This window comes from uncultured Granulicatella sp., assembly GCF_963545075.1.
Lineage (GTDB): Bacteria > Bacillota > Bacilli > Lactobacillales > Aerococcaceae > Granulicatella.
On record NZ_CAUUHX010000005.1, the window covers coordinates 16,084 to 36,723 of the forward strand.

At 32.1% G+C, this 20,640-nt stretch carries 18 protein-coding genes and 2 pseudogenes; 1 reads left to right on the forward strand and 19 read right to left on the reverse strand.

Annotated elements, in window-relative coordinates:
- Positions 1-111: 111 nt before the first annotated feature.
- The 9 genes and pseudogenes from RWZ86_RS01325 to rnc form a co-directional block, all read right to left on the reverse strand.
- The gene (locus tag RWZ86_RS01325; RefSeq protein ID WP_314679355.1) at positions 112-855 is read right to left on the reverse strand and encodes an ABC transporter permease; all 744 of its coding nucleotides are present in this window, start codon (positions 853-855) and stop codon (positions 112-114) included.
- The gene (locus RWZ86_RS01330; protein ID WP_314679356.1) at positions 842-1,762 is read right to left on the reverse strand and encodes an ABC transporter ATP-binding protein; all 921 of its coding nucleotides are present in this window, start codon (positions 1,760-1,762) and stop codon (positions 842-844) included. The genes RWZ86_RS01325 and RWZ86_RS01330 overlap by 14 nt, the downstream gene beginning before the upstream one ends.
- A 228-nt stretch (positions 1,763-1,990) precedes the next feature.
- A complete protein-coding gene (locus RWZ86_RS01335; RefSeq protein WP_314077085.1) occupies positions 1,991-2,152 on the reverse strand; it encodes a hypothetical protein in 162 nt (53 codons plus the stop codon).
- A 109-nt stretch (positions 2,153-2,261) separates the two neighbouring features.
- Complete coding sequence (locus RWZ86_RS01340; protein WP_314679358.1) at positions 2,262-3,098, reverse strand: SDR family NAD(P)-dependent oxidoreductase; 837 nt, start codon at positions 3,096-3,098, stop codon at positions 2,262-2,264.
- 3 nt (positions 3,099-3,101) lie between these two features.
- Entirely contained in the window at positions 3,102-4,256 is a 1,155-nt protein-coding gene (locus RWZ86_RS01345) for a hypothetical protein (RefSeq protein ID WP_314257236.1), read from the reverse strand.
- A gap of 248 nt (positions 4,257-4,504) precedes the next feature.
- Positions 4,505-5,362 carry a helix-turn-helix domain-containing protein gene (locus RWZ86_RS01350; protein ID WP_314257238.1) on the reverse strand — a complete coding sequence of 286 codons (858 nt, stop codon included), beginning with the start codon at positions 5,360-5,362 and terminating at the stop codon, positions 4,505-4,507.
- 24 nt (positions 5,363-5,386) lie between these two features.
- A pseudogene (locus tag RWZ86_RS08235) lies at positions 5,387-5,663 on the reverse strand (type II toxin-antitoxin system RelB/DinJ family antitoxin).
- Between the two features lie 173 nt (positions 5,664-5,836).
- Positions 5,837-9,397 (reverse strand): chromosome segregation protein SMC, encoded by a 3,561-nt coding sequence (gene smc / locus RWZ86_RS01360; RefSeq protein WP_314679361.1) that lies wholly within the window; start codon positions 9,395-9,397, stop codon positions 5,837-5,839.
- A gap of 14 nt (positions 9,398-9,411) precedes the next feature.
- Positions 9,412-10,116 (reverse strand): ribonuclease III, encoded by a 705-nt coding sequence (gene rnc, locus RWZ86_RS01365; protein ID WP_314679363.1) that lies wholly within the window; start codon positions 10,114-10,116, stop codon positions 9,412-9,414.
- A 609-nt stretch (positions 10,117-10,725) separates the two neighbouring features.
- Here rnc and RWZ86_RS01370 point away from each other — a divergent pair.
- Positions 10,726-10,952: pseudogene (locus RWZ86_RS01370) on the forward strand (transposase); the annotation flags it as partial.
- A 53-nt stretch (positions 10,953-11,005) separates the two neighbouring features.
- On the opposite strand, the gene RWZ86_RS01375 reads toward RWZ86_RS01370, so the two are convergent.
- From RWZ86_RS01375 to folD, 10 genes are all read right to left on the reverse strand, one after another.
- On the reverse strand, positions 11,006-11,779 hold the full coding sequence (locus tag RWZ86_RS01375; protein WP_314679365.1) for an ion transporter: 774 nt from the start codon (positions 11,777-11,779) through the stop codon (positions 11,006-11,008).
- 78 nt (positions 11,780-11,857) lie between these two features.
- Positions 11,858-13,072, reverse strand: coding sequence for a GTPase HflX (gene hflX / locus RWZ86_RS01380; protein WP_314679368.1), 1,215 nt, complete (start codon positions 13,070-13,072; stop codon positions 11,858-11,860).
- A complete protein-coding gene (gene miaA, locus RWZ86_RS01385) occupies positions 13,073-14,017 on the reverse strand; it encodes a tRNA (adenosine(37)-N6)-dimethylallyltransferase MiaA (protein WP_314679369.1) in 945 nt (314 codons plus the stop codon).
- A 1-nt stretch (position 14,018) separates the two neighbouring features.
- Positions 14,019-14,744: a glycerophosphodiester phosphodiesterase gene (locus RWZ86_RS01390; RefSeq protein WP_314679371.1), complete on the reverse strand. Its 726-nt coding sequence runs from the start codon at positions 14,742-14,744 to the stop codon at positions 14,019-14,021.
- Positions 14,737-16,455: a DNA repair protein RecN gene (gene recN, locus RWZ86_RS01395; protein ID WP_314679373.1), complete on the reverse strand. Its 1,719-nt coding sequence runs from the start codon at positions 16,453-16,455 to the stop codon at positions 14,737-14,739. The genes RWZ86_RS01390 and recN overlap by 8 nt, the downstream gene beginning before the upstream one ends.
- Before the next feature lie 10 nt (positions 16,456-16,465).
- Positions 16,466-17,293, reverse strand: a complete 828-nt coding sequence (locus RWZ86_RS01400) for a TlyA family RNA methyltransferase (RefSeq protein WP_314679376.1) — start codon at positions 17,291-17,293, stop codon at positions 16,466-16,468.
- 10 nt (positions 17,294-17,303) lie between these two features.
- A complete protein-coding gene (locus RWZ86_RS01405; RefSeq protein ID WP_314679378.1) occupies positions 17,304-18,188 on the reverse strand; it encodes a farnesyl diphosphate synthase in 885 nt (294 codons plus the stop codon).
- Between the two features lie 11 nt (positions 18,189-18,199).
- The gene (locus RWZ86_RS01410) at positions 18,200-18,400 is read right to left on the reverse strand and encodes an exodeoxyribonuclease VII small subunit (protein WP_006702549.1); all 201 of its coding nucleotides are present in this window, start codon (positions 18,398-18,400) and stop codon (positions 18,200-18,202) included.
- A complete protein-coding gene (gene xseA / locus RWZ86_RS01415) occupies positions 18,394-19,734 on the reverse strand; it encodes an exodeoxyribonuclease VII large subunit (protein ID WP_314679380.1) in 1,341 nt (446 codons plus the stop codon). The genes RWZ86_RS01410 and xseA overlap by 7 nt, the downstream gene beginning before the upstream one ends.
- The gene (gene folD / locus RWZ86_RS01420) at positions 19,727-20,575 is read right to left on the reverse strand and encodes a bifunctional methylenetetrahydrofolate dehydrogenase/methenyltetrahydrofolate cyclohydrolase FolD (RefSeq protein WP_314679381.1); all 849 of its coding nucleotides are present in this window, start codon (positions 20,573-20,575) and stop codon (positions 19,727-19,729) included. The genes xseA and folD overlap by 8 nt, the downstream gene beginning before the upstream one ends.
- Positions 20,576-20,640: the final 65 nt, after the last annotated feature.

The window sequence follows — 20,640 nt, forward strand, 5'->3', positions numbered from 1 at the left end:
ATTTTTGGGATGCTTTACACAATTTAATGTACTAAATACTTCTTTTATCCTTCAATCTTTTCTTATTTCTATTTTATCAATATTTCAAACTAGAGATACTCACTCATAACATTAATAACTTCTATCAATCCCTGCTTTCTTACTAGATTGGTAAATTTTCTTAAATAAAACATAACCAATTACCAAGAACAATACTGACTGACCGGCTAATAATATGTACTCCAACAAAGTAACTATTCCTCCTTGAATCAGAGATTGCGTCATTTCAATCCCTAGAGAAATAGGAAGAAATCGACCAATCGTAACGGCCCATTCAGGCATCATCTCATGAGGTAAAATAGCTCCAGTGAAAAATAATAATGCATAAGAAATAATCGAATCAAATGATGCTGTCTTCGTATATTTTAACGTCAATGCCACTAATACCAAGGTAAACCCAAACACTCCAACAGTTGTTAATAAGAAGATGATAATATACCAACCGCTGAATGAAATTTGAATTGAAAGAATCGCACTCAATACAAGGGATACAATAGCAACTTTGATGAGATTGACAATTAACCACACTAATGTCCTTACTATAATCAGCTGTTCGAAAGGAAATGGTTTAATAATTAGTTGATCTAAAATTCCCATTTGCTTCTCCGAAGACACAGAGACTGCTGCTTCACTAATAACCGAACTCAACAAATACCAATACACAAATCCTACATAACCTTGACTCATTTGTTGATGTTGAACTAATAAAAACATATAGAACACAATCGTCGTAACCACAACACTCACAATATGATCCGGATAATAGGTACGTACTTCATGTAAATATTTCCACAATTCTGCCTTAAATAACTTCATGATGTGCTCCTCCTCTTTGACTATAGAAATAGTCTAGTGTTTCTTCAACCGTAGGACTTAACTTCTCAATCTTGATTAAATGAGACATCAAGTTATGTTTTACTAAAAGTGAGGTTAACTCATCAATAGTATTCCGTTTCATGTATGATTTTCCTTTTTCAATGCGACATTGTAGCTCTTGATGAATCACTTCTCCCTCAATAACAGCTTCAAATTCTTGAGTATGCGGAACTTGTTGCAAGAAGTCCTGATAATCTCCCTTATAGACAACTTCTCCTTCATCAATCACAATCACATAGTCTGCTAGTAATTCTATAATCTCTGCTTGGTGGGAGGTAAGAATAATCGTTTTGTCCTGTTCTGTTGATAATTGTTTAATTTTTTGACATAGTTGCTTTGAACTTTGAAAATCCAATCCTAAAGTTGGTTCATCTAAAAATAACACCTTTGCATTTGTCATTAATGCAATGATTAATGAGAGCTTCTGTAACATTCCTCTAGAGTACCCACCAACTGGTTCATCAATAGCATCTCTGAGGTCGAACTCATCAATTAACGCTTGAATACTACTATTCATATAGTTTATGGATTGTTTTGATAATCCAAGAAAGTATTCAATATTTTGTTTTCCTGTTAAAAATGGATAAACATTATCGACTGACTCTAATACGGCACTTACATTTTGGTAGTAAGAATGTCCAATATCTGAGAGATTCTCTCCCTTAAATAAAATGTCTCCCTTATCTGCACTGATCATTCCTAACATCAATTTAATTAATGTTGTTTTTCCAGCACCATTTTTACCAAGAATGACTGTAATGTTATTTTCTGGAATTTTAAAGGAAATATTATGCAAAATTGTCTTATTATTGTATCGTTTTTCGATACCCTTCACTTCAAATACCATCTTCTACCTCTCCTTAAAATAATAATCGAAAACCATCTCTCCATTATTTTTGTTCAAATTATTTTTTGAACATAATAACCTCTGTTATTTTCCCATAATTTGAAGTTTTTTTATATTATACCATTTTTTTAGAATTGTAACTATTTTTAACGAAAAATATCACATGAGTGTATATTTTTTTACACACAAAAAAGCACGAAACTAGAATTTCTAGTTCCATGCTTTCTACTAATCTTTCATTCCAACAAGCTCTCGCTGTCTACGATTCGCTTCTTGTGCGATGTAACTCATCACAAACTTGAATTCTTTAGCTGTAGCTTTTTCAGAGAGTTCTGCTATACTTTGATTATATTTATCAATAATTTGTTGTACTTTTTCCTCATCAGTCATCTAACATTTCCTCCAACTATTATTTCATATATTGCTGTGGAAGTACCAGCTGAATATTATCAGCATCAAAATGTACTTTAGATTAAATTCTTTTACCAAATAAGTATTTTTATTCAAAAACCTCACTGACATATTCTGTAATCTGGTTAAAATGATTAAAGTCCATTATTGGATCTCCTAAAGTATCGTCTCCACTTAATCCAATAATTTCTATTTTACTCTTAGAGTGATTTTTCTCAATTAATTCTTCCGCTAAAGCTTTAATGCTTAGAACTTTTCCAATCGTTAATGTATAGACTCCTGAATTTAGAACATGATGATAAAAATCATCCCACCCTAGAATAAAATCTTCTTTTCTTGTGGCTAGCTTTGTAATTCTCTCATCGGTTAAAGGAAGAGGTTTATTTTCTTTTGAGAGTTTATCAAATACATGGTAGACTGATCCATTACTTTCAATCACAAATGGAAATCGTAAGGATTGAATAAAACCGTCTTGATACTGATCATTTAATTGTATCAAAAATTGTTCTACTTCTAGTTTTTGTTTTCCAAACTGATTATGCGGTTTATAAGCTTCATCACTTGAGATAAATATAACTCTTTCCTTTACAAAAGGTAAAACTGACTTTAGAAATATTTTTGTTTGCAAAACATTTTTTGAATAATAATACTCAGCAAAGTCTTCACAGAAATTTGTCATTTTTAATGATGCTCCATGAATGAAAATATCTGGTTGAATTGCTTCAATATAGTTCAAACAATCTTGCGAAGTAAAATCCATTGGTACTGGGTAAAATACTGATGAATCTAACCTTCTATTCATAATAGCTAACTGGGTTTCTTGATAATCAACACCATAAACTATTGCATCATTTTCTATAAAATAATTTACTAATGCTTCCCCAATTGTTCCACAAACACCTGTAATTAATACTTTTTTCTTCATGATTCACTCTCCATGTAATGCTTTTATCCAATTTTTCGTTGGCATATCAATAACTTTATTTAACGGATTCATCGGGATATTGTCATCCTTATTTTCTAGTTTTCCATTACGAATTCTTTTAATTAATTTTGATGGAATACCATATCGTTCTTTTAAAATTATTTCGTCTTCCAAGTTAAATGATTGCGTAGAAATCTTCAACATACCTTTTTCTAATAATTCAACATAACTTTCTGTTTCTTTAATAATTGTTTCTAGAAAAAACTGATTAGAATAATTAATAGTATTTACATTTTGTAAATCCGTTAAACCTGACAAAGTAATATCACTCATCAATTCAACAATTTCTGAACGAGTAATTTCTTTATCCAAAAATAATATAAAAAGCTCCAAAATAAGTATTCTATGCAATTTCCTAACAATATACTCTTGATTTTTATTTCCAAATACGATTCCCTCATTCATAAGAACTAAAATGACTCTCATTAAATTAATACATTTTAACCCTACTGATAGAATAGATTCAGGAATCTTATCTCTGATTTGCATAAAGGAATTTTTGAAATCGTTCAATTCATAAATACTATTTTTTCCAAAATACTCAACTTCAATGACTTCCTTCAAAAAAGAACTATCAATAACATAGCTTTCTCCATTAAAAATAACATTAAGACTGCCAACCGGTACTAATCCATTTTTATTTCTACGATAGAATTTAATATACTCTCCCTTAAATCTATCCTCACCTAAAGTAGTCGATAATTTATCACTATTAATCAAGCAAATATCAAATAATTCTTTTGTTTTTGCATTTATTAACGATAACATCTTTTGAGATAAAACCATTGTAGTTTTTCCATCTAAAAAATTTAATTTCCTAAAAAAATCACTTGTCATTTTAAATGCATTTTCAAGATTTTCTTGCTTTAGTAAAAAGAAACTTAGCATATGATTATAAGGAGATGCAACTCCTTCATACCCTGTTATTTCAAGAATTTTATCTGTAACTCTAAAACATCTTTGATTCGTGTAAAAATAACCATCAATCTTAAAAAAATCTTCAAATCTTTCTTCAATATTTAAAACAGAAGAAAATTTAAGTGTTTTACGATACATAACTCCTGAATCAGGTATATAGTTCATTCCTGCTTTTTCCATAGTCTCCCTAAAATACAAACTAACATTATTTTCCAATTCCTATTAACCTCCAATAACTATACACACTCCTAATTAGTGAAAGCTTATCACACCCTTATGTTATTTTCAATATCAATTTATTCAAATATGTATTTTTTTTAGAAAATATCCCTATATGAATTTTATCTATTTGTCACATCATATAAAAAACATTATGGAAATCTGATTACTGATTCCCATAATGTTTTACTTTTGTTTTTAAAAAGAGATTAAAAACGGCTACTTAAATATTCTTGTATTCTTAAATACATTTTTTCATTTCCTAATAATTTATACAAAAACTTAGCTTGTTCATAATACATAAGAATATCTTCGTCTGACAGAAAATTATCTCCAATGTTCGCTAATAAACAATATAAGTCGGCTAATAAATAGATACTACTATTTTCTTTACAGATATCAATTGTTTCTAAAATCTCTTCTAAAGCTTCTTTTTTAACTTTATTTCTTACTAAAATTCGAGCATAGTTATATCTGATTTTGATTACCTTATGTAAATTATCCTGCTTTGACATATCTACTTTATAAATCTCTTCCATTAGAACTTTATAAAGCTGTTTATATTTTTCAATTTCATCACATTCAAAATAAAATAGTGCTAAAGTATTCAAAAAATCTAAATAGTATTCATCATTCTTTTTTATTTTTTTACATAAGTGTTCCATCATTTCTATTGCTTTGACAATATCTTTATGTACATTAAACGCAACAATTGCCTTTATCCATTCTAGGTAAATAAGATCCTCTTCTAATGTAATTTTTTGCTTCTTATTCAGCTCTAGTGATAAACAATATTCTAATTTACTAAAATCTCTTTGAGCTAAAGCATCATCAGCTATTTTTTTGAATGATTTTAATACAGAATCAGTTCCCTCTAGCTTCGAATTAAAAAAATAGTCCATAGTTACATTTAAACGAACAGACAATTCTTTTAAAATTAAAGCACTAGGATCATAATTTTGATTTTCTATTCTACTAATTTGGCTTTGTTTACAAATTCCTTCTGATAATTCCTTTTGTGTTAAATTTAATTCTAATCTTCTATGTTTAAGACGTTCTCCTAACAAGTGACTTCTCCTTTCCAATGCAGACTAATCAAATACATTTTCCATATCTTGTGACCCATTATTTTTAACTTGTTGCATTCCTTTATTCATCATTGTGTGAAATTCTTCTTCAGTCATTGTATCACGAATAGAAACTTAGTGCTTAGGAACAGTTAAAGAAAATGGAATGCTATTATTCATAATAATTTATCGATAAAATAAATCAATGGCTATCGCTCGAGAAACCTATCTGCGATAAAATTTTTTCTGCTTCTTCTTTAATATTTTCTTGAATTCTAACATTTACACTAGCTGTTTTCATACATATTTCCCCTCTTACATGATTAGAACTAATATACCATTTGTATCGCGTTATGCAATACATTTAGCAGAATATTCATATTAACACATTTATCATCAATCAAATTATCGACTCTTATACAAAAAGAAAAAGCCTTTATTCAGGCTTTTCCATTTTACGACTAAAAAAATATTCTACTCCAACCCATCAAAGTCTTCGAATTTTACTGAAGCTAGTTTTGAAACTCCAGATTCTTGCATCGTTACTCCATATAATACATCTGCTTCTTCCATTGTTCCTCTTCTATGAGTAATCACAATGAACTGTGTATTTTTAGTAAATTCTTTCAAGTAACGACCATATCTTGCAACATTTGCCTCATCTAGGGCTGCTTCTACTTCGTCTAGTAAGCAGAATGGCACTGGCTTCACTTCTAAAATTGCAAATAATAATGCAATGGCTGTAAAGGCACGTTCTCCACCAGATAATAGACTTAAGGATTGTAGTTTCTTACCAGGTGGTTGAGCAATAATCTCAATTCCTGTTTCTAATAAATTCGTAGGATCTGTTAACTCTAGAGTAGCACGTCCTCCTCCAAACAATCTTGGGAATGTTTGTTGGAATTGACTTGAAATTGCATCGAAAGATTGTTTAAATCGACTCGTCACTTCCGTATCCATTTCTGTAATCGTGTCTTCTAGATTTTTCTTCGCATCTAGTAAGTCTTGTTGTTGAATCGTTAAAAATTCAAATCTTTCTTGAACTTTATCATATTCTTCAATTGCCATTAAGTTTACTGCACCCATTTGTTCAATTTGTTGTTTTAAGTGACGAACCGTTTTAGAAGCATCTTCGATGGACATTGTTAATTCTGTTTTTTCGATTGCTGCTTCAAAGGTTAATTCATATTCTTCACTTAAATATTGCAGTTTTTGGTCGATTGCTAATTCAAATCGATTGGCTTTTGTTTCAACTTTTGATTGTTGTTTCAAATACTCTTGTAATTGATGTTGCGCTTGATTACGACTGACTTCCGTTTGCTTATTCAATACTTCTAATTGAATTCTTTCTTCTTTCAGTGCATCTAAAGCTTCTTCTAAAGCAGTAACTGTTTCTTTAATTGCTTCGTAATCTTTTACAGTTTGGTTGTAATCTGCTTCATTTTTCACTTTTAAGTCATTCTGTTCATCTTTTTTCGATTCTAGTAAATGAACTTGTTCTTCTAAACGTTTTAAGGACAGCTTTTCTTGCTTGAATTCTTTCTTTTGATGTTGAACTTGCTCTTGAATACGAGCTTTTTGTGTCCCCACTTCTTGTAATTCTTGTTGTTTTTCTTGAAGCTGTTGCGTACGGTCTTCTTGTGATAATTGTAAATAATCCAATTCTTTTTTAACCGCTTGATTCTCTTTCGTAATCGTTCTTAATGCTTCATGCGTTTCAACATATTGCTGTTCTAATTGTTCATATTGCTCAATCGATTCATCTAATTCATATTGTTGACTTAATGTTTGACGACTTATTTTATTAAATTCATCTTTTGAGTATTGTAATTCTAAACGAACTTCTTGTAATTGTTGTTTTAATAGCGTCTCTTCTTCTTGAATCGCTGTTCCTTTTTGAACAATTTCGTTCCACTTCGTTTCTAATTGATTCCATTTTTCTGAAACTTGCTTCTCATATTCTTTCAACTGATTCAATTGTTGTTCTAACGCTTCTAATTGACTATTTCGTTTTACAAGAGATTGTTGTTGATGGTTTTTGGAAGCTCCACCCGTCATCGAACCACCAGCATTCACAACATCTCCTTCTAAAGAAACAATACGATAACGATATTGCAAGACTTTAGCAATTTTCATCGCATCATCCAATGTTTTGGCAACGACAGTTGTTCCTAAAATATTACGAACAATGGATTGATACGTTTGATCTACTTGTACAAGATCACTAGCAATTCCAACATATCCTTGTAAAGAGAATAATTGTTGTTGAATCGCATCAGGCATTCTTTTCTCTTTAATAATCGTTAACGGTAAAAATGTTGCTCGTCCTAAACGGTTCTGTTTTAAATAGTCAATCGCTTTTGCTGCCGCTTGTTCATGTTCTACTACAACATGTTGGCTACTTGCCCCTAAAGCGATATCGATTGCTAAGGTGTACTCATCTTCTACTCGAATTAATTCAGCTACTGAACCAATGACACCAGCGATTTGTTTCTTCTGTTTTAAGATTTCACGAACCCCTTGATAGTAGCCTGCATAATCTTCAGAAACTTGTTTCAAACTATGATAATTAGCTTGCGTTTGTTGTAATTGTCGTTCAATTTTTTGTTTTTGTTCTTGCAGCGTTTGACGTTCTTGACGTAAATTATCTGCTTGTTGACGATAAGTATTCAAGTCTTCTTGTTTAGAACTTGTTCGTTGAGTTAAGTTTTCTTCTTTTTCCACTAACTGAGCAATCTTTTGATCTAATTGTTTCGACTGTTCTTCAAATAATTCTTGCTTTTCTAGTAATTTATCATGTTGATTTTGATTTTGTTCCATCGAACGTTCCAAGTGTTTTTCTTGGTTCGTTAATTTTGAAATTTCTTGTAATTGTTCGATATATTGACTTTGTAATTGCTTTTGTCGCTCTTCATTACCTTGGCTTAATTGTTCTAATTCTTCTACTAATTTAGACCATAATGATTCAATTTCATTTAATTCAACTTCTTTAATAGCAACTGATTTTTCTAATTCAGCTACTGTCTTTTCTGTTGATTCTAACTGACGAATGACTTCTACTAAGGCTAATTGATTTTCTTCATTTGTACGATTCGCAAACTCTTGTTTTTGTTGATAAACTTTACGTTCACCATCTAATTGTTCCATTTTTTGAATCGCATCAACATATAACGCTTGTTTTTCATCTAACTCAGTATTTTTTACAGCAAGTAATTCTTGTTGTTCTAACACTTTATGCTCTAGCTCTACTAATTTTTGTTCTGTCTTCGTCACAGTTTCTTGTAGTTGAGCTACTTCTTTTTTAGCCACTGTCCATTGTGTGTTTAACGTTTCAATTTCAACCGCTAATAAGGCTGTTTCAATACCTTGTAATTCTTCTTTCTTTGATAAATAAACAATCGCTTTTTCCTTTTGTTCTAATAAAGGTGTTAATTGGCTTTTAATTTCATGTAAAATATCTTCAACACGATTTAAATGTTCTTGTGTTTGGTCTAATTTTCTTTGCGCTTGAGTTTTACGGTCTTTATATTTTAATACCCCTGCAGCTTCTTCAATAATCATTCGACGATCTTCAGGTTTATCATTGAAAATTTGTTCGACTTTCCCTTGAGAAATTAAAGCAAATGAATCCTTTCCTAGACCAGAATCCATCATCAAACTAGTAATATCCTTTAATCGACAAGCTTTCTTATTAATAAAGAAGTCACTATCCCCATTACGGTTTAAACGACGAGTTAATACAACTTGAGAATGCTCAATTGCTAATTTTCCATCTTCATTGTTAATATGCAAATTTACTTCAGCAATATTCACAGGTTTACGAGTTTGAGAACCTGCAAAAATGACATCATCCATTTTTTTACCACGTAAACTTTTAGCAGATTGTTCTCCTAAAACCCATTTAATTGCTTCTGACAAATTAGATTTTCCACTACCGTTTGGACCTACGACTGCGGTTACACCTTTATCAAATTCGATAACGGTTTTATCCGCAAATGACTTAAATCCAGACATTTCAATTTTCTCTAACTGCATCCTTGACTCCTTTTTTAAGAAATAACGTTTAATTTTTCTAATGTTCTTTTAGCAGATAATTGTTCTGCTGCTTTCTTCGTCTTACCTTCGCCTATTTCATAGCCTTTTTCATTCACATGAACTTGTACGGTATAAAAACGTGCATGAGAAGGGCCTTCTTCTTTTAGTAATTCATAACGAATATTCACATTCCCATTTCTTTGGAAATATTCTTGTAATTCTGTTTTAAAATCGCCGACTAATGTGAATCGTCCATCTTTCATTTTCGAGATAATAACTTGTGTTAGAAATTTACTGGCTCCTTCAAATCCTTGGTCTAAATAAATAGCCCCTACAAAGGCTTCAAAAACGTCACAAAGAACTGCTGGATTTTCATGTCCTTTGGAAGCACGTTCTCCCTTTCCTAATAAGAGATATTTATCTAACTCACACTCTTTAGCAAGTGTCGACAAGCTTTCTTCGCAAACGATTTGCGCTCTTAATTTTGTTAACTCGCCTTCTTTTTTTGTTGGCATTTGACGGTATAACCAGTTTGAGATAAATAATTCTAAAACGGCATCGCCTAAAAACTCGATACGCTCATTATAAATTCCTTTGCACTCTTTATGTTCGTTTGCATAGGATGAATGAGTTAATGCTTCTTTTAGATAGTTTTCATTTTTAAATATTATTTGATATTCTTTTTTTATTTTTTCTTTAAATTGTTCTATTGAATACATGCCCTTCGGCTCCTTATCATTTCTCTATCTCCTTATTATAAAAGGTTTGTTAAAACATTACAAACGATTTTAAAAAAATGGGCGTATTCTAAGACGTAAAGCAATAGAAAAGCCTTTTACATATTGTAGCAAGGTCGACAGCAGCCTCGCTTTGCGAGTCTCATGTCTAAACTTTGAGCCACGTTCTCAAAGTTTCCCTGTAATATTAGCCAAAAATGGCTAATATTACTATTGCCACAATAACAAGTCTTTTCTATTGCTTTACTTTTTATCTTCCAAGAATAATGAAATCGTATCTAAGCAACCGTCCAAATATATTATCCTTAAAAATATTTATAATTTAATTTACGAAAAGTTTTAAAGTAACTTCTAGTTAAGTATCAAAAATAGAAGTTAATCTGGGAGTAAAATTGTACATTTTTAAATTCCCACTTTTGTACATTTTTAGATTGACGTTTATAAGTATAAGACAAATGATGGTATGGAACGATGAAACATTAACATTTAACGTTATCTGATCGTATTGAAATTGAATTAGGTATTACAAAAGGTTCGAGACTATTTTCCAAAAGGAACTTATTTTGATGAATATACACAGGAAAATATTTACCACTTTTTCAAACTGTCTTTAAAACCTTTCTAAAGGACAAAGAGAAAATCGCCAACACCCTTCAACTACCCTATTCCAATGAAAATTAGAAGCAACGAATAATCTCATCAAGCTTATCAAACGAAATGCCTTTGTATTTCGGAACTTTGAAAACTTCAAAAAAAGGATTTTTATCACTTTGAATATCAAAAAAGAAAGGACAAAATTTGTCCTTTCTCGATTTTAGCTTTTCTTCAACCCACTACAGTTAACTATATTATGTGTTTTGTCTCACCTTTATTATATTTTTTCAAGCAATTCTTGTATCATTCTATTTAGTTCATCTATCATCTCAGATTGTTTCTCTAGTAATAATCTTTGACTAGATAATTCGTCTTGGAGTTTATCAAGTTTTATCTGTTCATCTGGATTATCTTTTACAAAAAAGTTTGTCAAGGCACTTGTTAACATTCCTATTGTACCAATCCCTACCAACATTAATAAAACAGCTATCCATTTCCCAAAAAGGGAAACTGGAACAATATCACCATAACCAACAGTGGTTACTGTCACAAGAGCCCACCAAAGACTATCTGAGAAGGATTTTTCTTCAACTACAGATAAAATTGAACTTCCTACTAGCACGATAAAGATATTAACATACAAGATATAAATCAGGCCATTTGTCCGTAAGAATCTACTAATTTTTCTTTCTAATTTACCTGTAAGTCCAATTATTCTAAGTAAACGAGTCAGTTTCAGTAATTTTGTCAGCCTTGCTAAGCGGAAGATACGCCCTAACCGAAATACTGTAAAAATAGCATTTAAAGGGAGAATAGCCAATAAATCAAAAATATTTTCTAGAATAAAACGCCATTTTCTTTTAGTCGTAAAAAAGCGCCAACTATAATCAATTACAAAAACAGCCCAGATTACTAAATCAATAATACTATAAGGCGGATTGTCCAAATCAATTATATCAGCAAATCCAAGTAATACCAGAATAACAGAGATTAAAGCTAGTAAAATAATTGTTGTGTCATAATAATCTGCAAAAAACCATTTTTTCTTCAAACTTTTACTCTCCTTCCTGGCTACTTTTTAGAAAAGTTTCTTTTTACTTTAAATGCCATTAATGATATCTAAAGAATTCTACATTCCCTTTTTACGATAGCCTTTTACATAGTATTGGTTTTTCTCTTCATTAAACTCCAAAATTTCAACTAATGTATTTTGTTGGAATTGTGAGAGTTTTTGTGCTTCGTAAACTTCTACCCATTCTTCATAATGGTCCATTTCTGCTTTCATTTGAGATGAAAGAAATTCTCTTAATCGTTCAATATCGGTTGAATTTTCAGCAGACATCACTAACGAAGGATAAGCATTTGGTTGAAATTCTCCAACTATTAAATCTGATTTATTATAAATCGTCACCATCGGAATAGTTTCCATCTCTAATTCCTCAATTAATTCATGAACCGTTTTTTCATGCATTAAGAAATTTGGAGATGATGCATCAACTACATGCACTAATAAATCAACATCCGCACTCTCTTCTAAAGTTGACTCAAATGCGTGTATTAAAGTCGTTGGTAAATCTTGAATAAATCCAACGGTATCCGTTAATGTCACATCATATTGATCGGCTAAATCAACTTTTCTTGTTAATGGATCCAATGTTGCGAATAATTGATCCATTTGATACGTTCCTGCATCTGTTAATTGGTTTAGAATGGTTGATTTTCCTGCATTCGTATATCCAATTAATCCCATTCTAAAACCATTCGAACGATTTCTCTTCATTCTTGAACGTTGACGATGTAATTTTGTCTGTTCTAATTGTTGCTCAATATCTGAAATTTGTTTACGAATATGTCGTTTATCCGTTTCTAATTGAGTTTCCCCTGGTCCTCTTGTCCCAATTCCCCCACCTTGTCTCGATAAGGCTGTTCCTTGTCCTGACAAACGTGGTAATAAATAATTTAATTGAGCCAGTTGTACTTGAAGTTTTCCTTCTTTTGAACGAGCACGCATTGCAAAAATATCTAAAATTAATTGAACACGGTCAATAATTCGTGCCTTAATCGTTTCGTTTAAATTTTTCGTTTGAGAACCCGTTAGAGATTGGTAGAAAACAATTAAATCAATTTCTAATTCATCGACTAAATGACTAATTTCTTCTACTTTCCCTTTACCAATCATTGTACGACCACTATACGTTTCTCTTTTTTGAGTCACTGTTACGACAACTTCTCCTTGAGCGGTATCCACTAATTGCTTCATTTCTTCTAAAGCATATTGAAATTGCTCATCCGATTGTGTTGTTTGAACTGCTACAATCATGACTCTTTCTTTTGTGTTTTCCATTTATTCACTTCCCAGTAAAAACTGCTGACAATCTAAAACAACTTGAGAAATTGTGTTAGGATTTTCTACTAAATCATACCAATGTACAGCTTCAAATCGGTTTCTAAACCAAGTTAATTGTCGTTTGGCATATCGTCTAGAGTTTTGTTGAATTTTTTGAACGGTGGCTTCCTTTGATAATTGATCTTCAAAATAATCCACCCATTCTTTATACCCAATTCCTCGAATGGATTGAACATCTAATCCTTTTACTGCATCATATAATTGTCTAGCTTCCTCTTCTAAACCATTTTGCATCATCATGTCTACTCTTGTATCGATTCTTTCATAAAGGACTGCTCTATCCGTTGATAATCCGATAATATAGGCATCAAAAATAGCTTCTTTTTGTTGTTGATCATTAGCTGAAAATGGCTTTCCACTTGCATGTGTCACTTCTAATGCTCGGATAACTCGTCTTGTGTTATTCGGATGAATATTTTCTGCACTAACAGGATCGACTTCTTTTAATTGTTCCCACATAGCAAGAGGTCCAATTTCTTCTAGTTCTTTTTCCTTTTCTAGTCGGTAATCTGGATCATTGGAATCTTCTCCACTAAAATGAAAATCAAATAATAAACCTTCAATATATAATCCTGTTCCACCAACAATAATTGGTAATTTCCCACGGCTTGCAATCTCTTGAATCACTTCTCTTGCCATTTGTTTGAAATCACTAGCAGTATATTCTTCTTTGACGTCACAAATATCTAATAAGTAATGAGGAATCCCTCTCGCTTCTTCAGGAGTTACTTTAGCTGTTCCAATATCCAATGTTTTATAAACTTGCATTGAATCCCCATTTATGATTTCCCCATTTAATTGTTGTGCTAATTCGATACTAAGAGCTGTTTTTCCAACACCAGTTGGGCCAACAATCACAATGATTTTTTGTTTTTTTACCATACTACTCCTTTATTTCCGAACGAAGCTCGAGAGCTTTTTGTGGATAATCTGTAAAAATCGCTTCTACATGAAGTTCAAAACAATGTTTCATCTCTTCTTCTTGATTCACTGTCCAAACACGTTTTGGATACTGTGAATGAATCTCAAAGGATTCTTTTAGTAAACGATAATCCGGATGAACGGCTTCAAATTTTACTTCTTCGAATACAAAATTTGCCATTTCTACAGTTTCATATAAAAAGGCAATTTCTTGATTTGGACGTAATTGTTTCATTTGAATAATGCTTCTAGGATTAAAACTAGAATAAATAATCGTAAAGTTTGGTTGCAATCTTTCTTGTAAAGCCACACATTTTTCAACAATCCCAGCATATTCAATTTGATCCGTCTTTAATTCAATATTTAATTCACCTTTGAAATCCAATTCCTTTAACAATTGGAATACTTCTTCCAAAGTTGGAATTTTTTCTCCAGTAAATGATTCATCGAACCAACTACCTGCATCTAATACTTGAATTTCTTCTAATGTTAAGTCTTGAATAGAACCACTACCATTCGTCGTACGATCCACTGTTTCATCATGAATCACGACTAATGCTCCATCTTTTGAAACATGAACATCTAATTCAATTCCATCACTTTGAACACTCACTGCTTCTTGAAAAGCAGCTAATGTATTTTCAGGATGAGTTCCTCTACTTCCTCTATGTGCAAAAATTTTAGTCATTTGCAATCACCTGTTTCTTTTGAACTTTATTTTGTTGACGAATTTTTTGAGACAATGCAATTAGTTCTGCTGCATGTTGTTTTGTTAATGCTGTCATTTCTTCTCCAGACAACATACGTCCGATTTCTTCAATCCGTTTCTCTTCTTCCAATGTTGTTAGAGTTGTACGTGTACGCTCATCTTTTTCCATTTTTTCAATGAAAATATGAACTCCCGCAATACTTGCCACTTGTGGTAAATGAGTAATACATAATACTTGGGCAAATTCTGAAATATAATGCATTTTATTCGCAATGGCTTGAGCCACTCGACCACTAACCCCTGTATCTACCTCATCAAATACAATTGTTCCCACTCCATGCTTACGTACGAAGATTGTTTTCATAGCAAGGGTAATTCTAGATAATTCCCCACCAGATACAATCTTTTGTAGTGGTTTAACAGGTTCCCCTTTATTCGTTGAAATATAGAAGTACACTTCATCCATACCCGTTTCAAGTAGTTGTTCACTTGGTAGGACACGAATTTCAAAAATGGCTTGTTCCATATATAATTCATGCAATTGTGTTTCTATTTTTTCAGATAATTCAAGGGCAATTGCCTGTCTTTGTTTCGTCAATTCAAGCGCTACTTCTTTTGCTTTTTGTTCGATTTGTGCTTTTTCTTGAATCAATGTTTCAATAATACTTTCTTTATTTTCAATTTGATTTAATTGAGCTTGTGCTTGTGCTTGGAATTCTAATATTTCTTCTGCATTATCTCCATATTTACGTTTTAACTGATAATAAATATCTAAACGTTCTTCAATATAAGCTAATCTTTCTTCATCATATTCTGCATGATCTAATTCATGACTCATATTAGAAACCGCATCTTGTAATTGATAATAAGATTCTTGTAATTGCTGGTGCAATTGTTTATAGTTTTCACCAATTCCTTCTAAAAATCCTATTTCTTGAGAAGCTTGACTAATCGCATCTACTGCAGAATATTCTTCCGTTTGTAACACTGATAGAGCGGACATTAAGTGTTCTTGAATTTTTTGGAAATGAGTAAAATATTCCTTTTCTTGAACTAATTCTTCCTCTTCTCCAATATAAATATTTGATAATTCAATTTCTTCTACTTGGAATTTTAATAAATCAATTTTTTGAGCATCTTCTTTTTCAGCTGTTTGTAACTTTCTTAATTGGTCTTGAATACTACAAAAATGTTCATAATACTCGCTGTAAGAATCTTTTAATGATTCCAATTTTTTCCCAGCATATGCATCTAAAAGGCTTAAATGATGCTCTTCATTCAATAATAAGAAATGTTCATTTTGTCCATGAATATCAATCAAATATGGTCCAACTTGTTTTAATAACGAAACAGTAACCATTTGTCCATTAATGCGACAAGTAGATTTACCTGTTTGATATAATTCACGTTGAATCATGATTTCATCATTTTCAATTTCAATTCCTAATGCTTCGATGTTTCTTTTTGTCTCTTCAGAATCAATGGTAAAAACTGCTTGAATTGTCGCTTTTTCACTGCCATATCGAATCATTTCTAAACTAGCACGTTCTCCAGCGAGTAATCCTACTGCATCAATAATAATTGATTTACCTGCACCTGTTTCCCCAGTTAATACCGTCATGCCTTTTTCAAATTGACAGCGAACTTCTTCAATAATTGCGAAATTTTTAATAAACAATTCTTGAATCATCGTTCCACCTCTATTTTAGATTTTTTAATTGTTGATGAGCTTCTTTGACAACTGTTTGAATACCGTTTTTCCAATCATATGGAGAACTAACCGTTTCATGTAATTGCAGATGTGCTAAGAACTCAATATTTCCACTTCCTCCCGTAATTGGAGAGAAAGTTAGTTGATTTACAGAAAAACCAATTTGTTCGCAATATTCTAAAATTTCTTCTAGTACATCTTGATGAACTTTTGGATCACTAACAATTCCTTTTTTCCCAATCCGTTCTCTTCCTGCTTCAAACTGTGGTTTAATCAGCACAAGAACGTCACCATCCATCTCTAAAATATCTTTTAATGGTGGTAAAATTAATTTTAACGAAATAAACGAAACATCAATCGAAGCCACTTGAGGTTTTCCTTTTGTAAAATCTTCAGGCTTACTAAAGCGGAAATTCACTCTTTCCATAACTTCCACTCGTTCATCTTGTCTTAGTTTATAATCTAATTGATTATATCCAACATCTAATGCATAGCTTAATACAGCACCATGTTGTAGTGCAGCATCCGTAAAGCCACCTGTTGAAGCACCAATATCCAATAAGATTTTTCCTTCTACACTGACATCAAAAGTTGCGAGTGCTTTTTCTAATTTCAAGCCACCTCTTGAAACATAGCGAAGGGTTTCTCCTTTAATATAAAGTTCAGTTGTAATCGGAATTTTTTCGCCAGGTTTATCATAGCGAATATGTTTCACAGCATCGACAATTTGTCCTGCCATGACAAGTCTTTTCGCTTTTTCCCTAGAATCTGTCAATCCTTGTTGTACGACTAGAAGGTCTACTCGTTCTTTTTCCATTCTTTCTCCTTTAAATCTCTACATATGAGAGAATTTTCATAAATATTTCTTGTACTTGTCTTTGTACATCTGTTTCATTTGAAATCGATAAAATCGCTTGTTTTGCCCGGTTGATTTCTTGTTCTAAAGCAAGTTTAGCTCCATCAATTCCTAAAATGCTTGGATAAGTATTTTTTTCTAATGCTGCATCTTGTCCAGTGACTTTACCTGTTTTTTCAGAATCCCAGCAAACATCTTGTAAGTCATTTTGAATTTGAAAGGCTAGTCCAAAATGAACTCCAAATTTTAAAAGAGCTTCTTCATAAGGGCTCGCATCCTCTAATACTAATAACCCTAAACGAATGGCAGCTAACAATAATTGTCCTGTTTTATCCGCATGAATTTGTTTTAATTGCTCTAATGTAATTTCTTGATGTTCACTTGCAATATCTCTCATTTGTCCGGTAATCATACCGCTAGCTCCAGAAGCTGAACCTAATACTTGAATAGCACGAACTTTTTTTGCATCTGATAATGAACATTGAGCTAATTCTTCAAATGCGAGTGTTAATAAGGCATCTCCTGCTAAAATGGCTGTTGCTTCATCAAATTGCTTATGAACTGTTAGCTTGCCACGACGATAATCATCATTATCCATTCCAGGTAAGTCATCATGAATTAATGAATACGTATGAATCATTTCTAGAGAAGCTGCAACTGGTAACACTTTTTGAAGTTCCACTTCTTCTAAATGACTGATTAAGAGAACGATTAATGGACGAATTCTCTTTCCTCCACTACTACACGCATACAGCATCGCTTCTTTCAATCTTGTTGAAATATTTGGAATCTTTTCGATTCGAGCTAATAAATAGGTTTCTATTTCTTGTTGCCAATATGAAATCATTTCACTCATGAGTTACTCCATTAATCTTCTTTTACAACAATCATTTTGCTGACTGTTTCTTCTGCTTTTGTTAATGTTTCATTACAATATTGGCTTAGAGCCATTCCTTCTTGGAACTTCGCAATAGCTTCATCTAAAGGAACATCTCCTCTTTCCAATTGCTGTACAATTTGTTCTAATTCACTCATTGCTTCTTCAAATTTTTTCTCTTTCTTTACCATAATTGATTTCCTTTCTCTACAGAAGTCACTTTAGAACGAACCGTTCCATCGACTAATTGAATCGTTAATTCTTGTTCAACTTCTAATTGTTCAACACTTTTAATAATCGTTTCTTCTTGTTGTAATATTCCATATCCACGATTCATAATCTTTAATGGACTTAATAAGTCTAATTGCTGAATCGCTCTTTGGAATTGTTGTTTTTTATCTTTCATCAATTGAATTTGCGCTTGTTCCAAACGTTTTGCTAAATATTGAAGTGCTTGTTTTTCCGTTTGCACTCTTCTACTTGGAGAACCTAATTCTAAACGATGTTGATTTTTTAATAATTGTTGACGTTTTTGCTGAACACTTTGTTGCATCATTTGCTGCAATCGCATTTCTAATTGATCTACTCGTTGTTGATAAACTTGGTAAATTCGTTCTGGATTTTGGAAAATACTAGCATTGGCTAATGCTTGCATTCTTTCTCGTTTAATTTGTAATTGACGCGTTAAAGCTTGTTCCAGACGTGTTTGCAAATTTCTCAATTGTTGATGAATTTCCATTAAAACAGGTGTTGCAATTTCTGCAGCAGCCGTTGGAGTGGCTGCTCTCATATCAGATACAAAGTCAATTAAAGTCGTATCTGTTTCATGCCCTACACTTGAAATAACTGGAATCGACAACTCAACAACTCTTCTTACAACTGGCTCCTCATTGAACGCCCACAGGTCCTCAATTGATCCACCACCACGTCCAATTATGACGACATCATAATCTTCTTGTTCCACTAAGTCTAAATTTTTCAAAATACTATTAACTGCATGAACGCCTTGCACCACTGTTGGATATAAGACTAATTGAACAATCGGAAATCTTCGAGCCACTGTTGTTTGAATATCTTGAATGACCGCCCCTGATTCACTCGTTAAAATCGCAATTTTTTTAGGGAATTGAGGAATTGGTTTTTTAGGAAGAGAAAATAACCCTTCAGCTTCTAATTTCTTTTTCAATTGTTCATAGGCTAAATAAAGAGCCCCTACTCCATCCGGTTCCATATGTTCAATATTAATTTGGTACTGTCCTGATTTTTCAAAAACAGAAACTTTACCAATGACTAATACTTTCATCCCTTCTTCAGGACGGAATTGAATTTTTTTAAAGGCAGATTGAAACATAGTTGCAGAAATAATAGCATTTTCATCTTTTAAACTAAAATACTGGTGAGTCGGACGTAAACGGAAATTTGAAATTTCCCCCGTTAAATAAACTCTTCCAAGATGAGGATCTTTATCAAATTTATATTTAATATATTTCGTTAATGCCGAGACTGTTACATATTCTTCACTCATGATTTATTTCCCTCTTACATGCATTAAGATACGTCTGTTCTAATAACATCGCAATCGTCATTGGGCCAACCCCTCCTGGAACTGGTGTAATAGCACTTACCTGATCTTTAACACCATCAAAATCCACATCACCAACGAGTTTTCCAGATTCTAATCGGTTGATGCCTACATCAATAATAACCGCATCTTTTTTCACATGTTCTTTCAAAACTAAATTTGGTTTTCCAACCGCACTAATAATAATATCTGCTCGAGCGATTTGTTTCTCTAAATCTTTTGTTCGACTATGACAAACGGTTACCGTTGCACCACGATTTAAGCCTAACAAAGCCATTGGACGACCCACAATCGTACTTTGTCCAATAACAACCATTTCTTTTCCAACAAGGTCAATGTCATACTCTTCTAATAATCGAATAATTCCTTTTGGGGTACATGGGACGATGCTTTCATCTTTTTGAAGTAATTTTCCTAAATTCACAGGATGGAAGCCGTCCACATCTTTTTCTGGAATAATGGCTTCTAATACTGCCTGACTATCAATCTGTTTTGGTAATGGTAATTGAACTAAAATGCCATGAATCGCATCATCTTCATTTAATGCTTTAATTTTATGTAATAACTCTTCTTGAGAAATTGTCTCAGGTAATCTTTCTACAATAGAATGAAATCCAACTTCATTAGCGGCACGTTCTTTATTACGAACATAAATTTGACTAGCAGGATCTTCTCCTACTAATAATACAACTAAACCAGGTTTTACTCCCTGTTCATGTACTTTTTGTTTCAATTCTTGACGAATTTTTAAGGCTAAACTTTTCCCATCTAATACAATCGCCATTTACTCACTCCTTTAAATAAAAAATTGAGCAAAAAGTGTTCCTGGAAGCAAATCATTGCTTCGGA

Excerpts from the sequence above, each read along its gene's own strand:
- RWZ86_RS01335 (WP_314077085.1), bottom strand. The coding sequence starts at position 2,152 with ATGACTGATGAGGAAAAAGTACAACAAATTATTGATAAATATAATCAA.
- folD (WP_314679381.1), bottom strand. The coding sequence starts at position 20,575 with ATGGCGATTGTATTAGATGGGAAAAGTTTAGCCTTAAAAATTCGTCAA.
- miaA (WP_314679369.1), bottom strand. The coding sequence starts at position 14,017 with ATGGTAAAAAAACAAAAAATCATTGTGATTGTTGGCCCAACTGGTGTT.
- smc (WP_314679361.1), bottom strand. The coding sequence starts at position 9,397 with ATGCAGTTAGAGAAAATTGAAATGTCTGGATTTAAGTCATTTGCGGAT.
- RWZ86_RS01325 (WP_314679355.1), bottom strand. The coding sequence starts at position 855 with ATGAAGTTATTTAAGGCAGAATTGTGGAAATATTTACATGAAGTACGT.
- xseA (WP_314679380.1), bottom strand. The coding sequence starts at position 19,734 with ATGAGTGAAGAATATGTAACAGTCTCGGCATTAACGAAATATATTAAA.
- RWZ86_RS01400 (WP_314679376.1), bottom strand. The coding sequence starts at position 17,293 with ATGGAAAAAGAACGAGTAGACCTTCTAGTCGTACAACAAGGATTGACA.
- hflX (WP_314679368.1), bottom strand. The coding sequence starts at position 13,072 with ATGGAAAACACAAAAGAAAGAGTCATGATTGTAGCAGTTCAAACAACA.
- recN (WP_314679373.1), bottom strand. The coding sequence starts at position 16,455 with ATGATTCAAGAATTGTTTATTAAAAATTTCGCAATTATTGAAGAAGTT.
- RWZ86_RS01405 (WP_314679378.1), bottom strand. The coding sequence starts at position 18,188 with ATGAGTGAAATGATTTCATATTGGCAACAAGAAATAGAAACCTATTTA.
- RWZ86_RS01340 (WP_314679358.1), bottom strand. The coding sequence starts at position 3,098 with ATGAAGAAAAAAGTATTAATTACAGGTGTTTGTGGAACAATTGGGGAA.
- RWZ86_RS01410 (WP_006702549.1), bottom strand. The coding sequence starts at position 18,400 with ATGGTAAAGAAAGAGAAAAAATTTGAAGAAGCAATGAGTGAATTAGAA.
- rnc (WP_314679363.1), bottom strand. The coding sequence starts at position 10,116 with ATGTATTCAATAGAACAATTTAAAGAAAAAATAAAAAAAGAATATCAA.
- RWZ86_RS01330 (WP_314679356.1), bottom strand. The coding sequence starts at position 1,762 with ATGGTATTTGAAGTGAAGGGTATCGAAAAACGATACAATAATAAGACA.
- RWZ86_RS01345 (WP_314257236.1), bottom strand. The coding sequence starts at position 4,256 with ATGGAAAAAGCAGGAATGAACTATATACCTGATTCAGGAGTTATGTAT.
- RWZ86_RS01390 (WP_314679371.1), bottom strand. The coding sequence starts at position 14,744 with ATGACTAAAATTTTTGCACATAGAGGAAGTAGAGGAACTCATCCTGAA.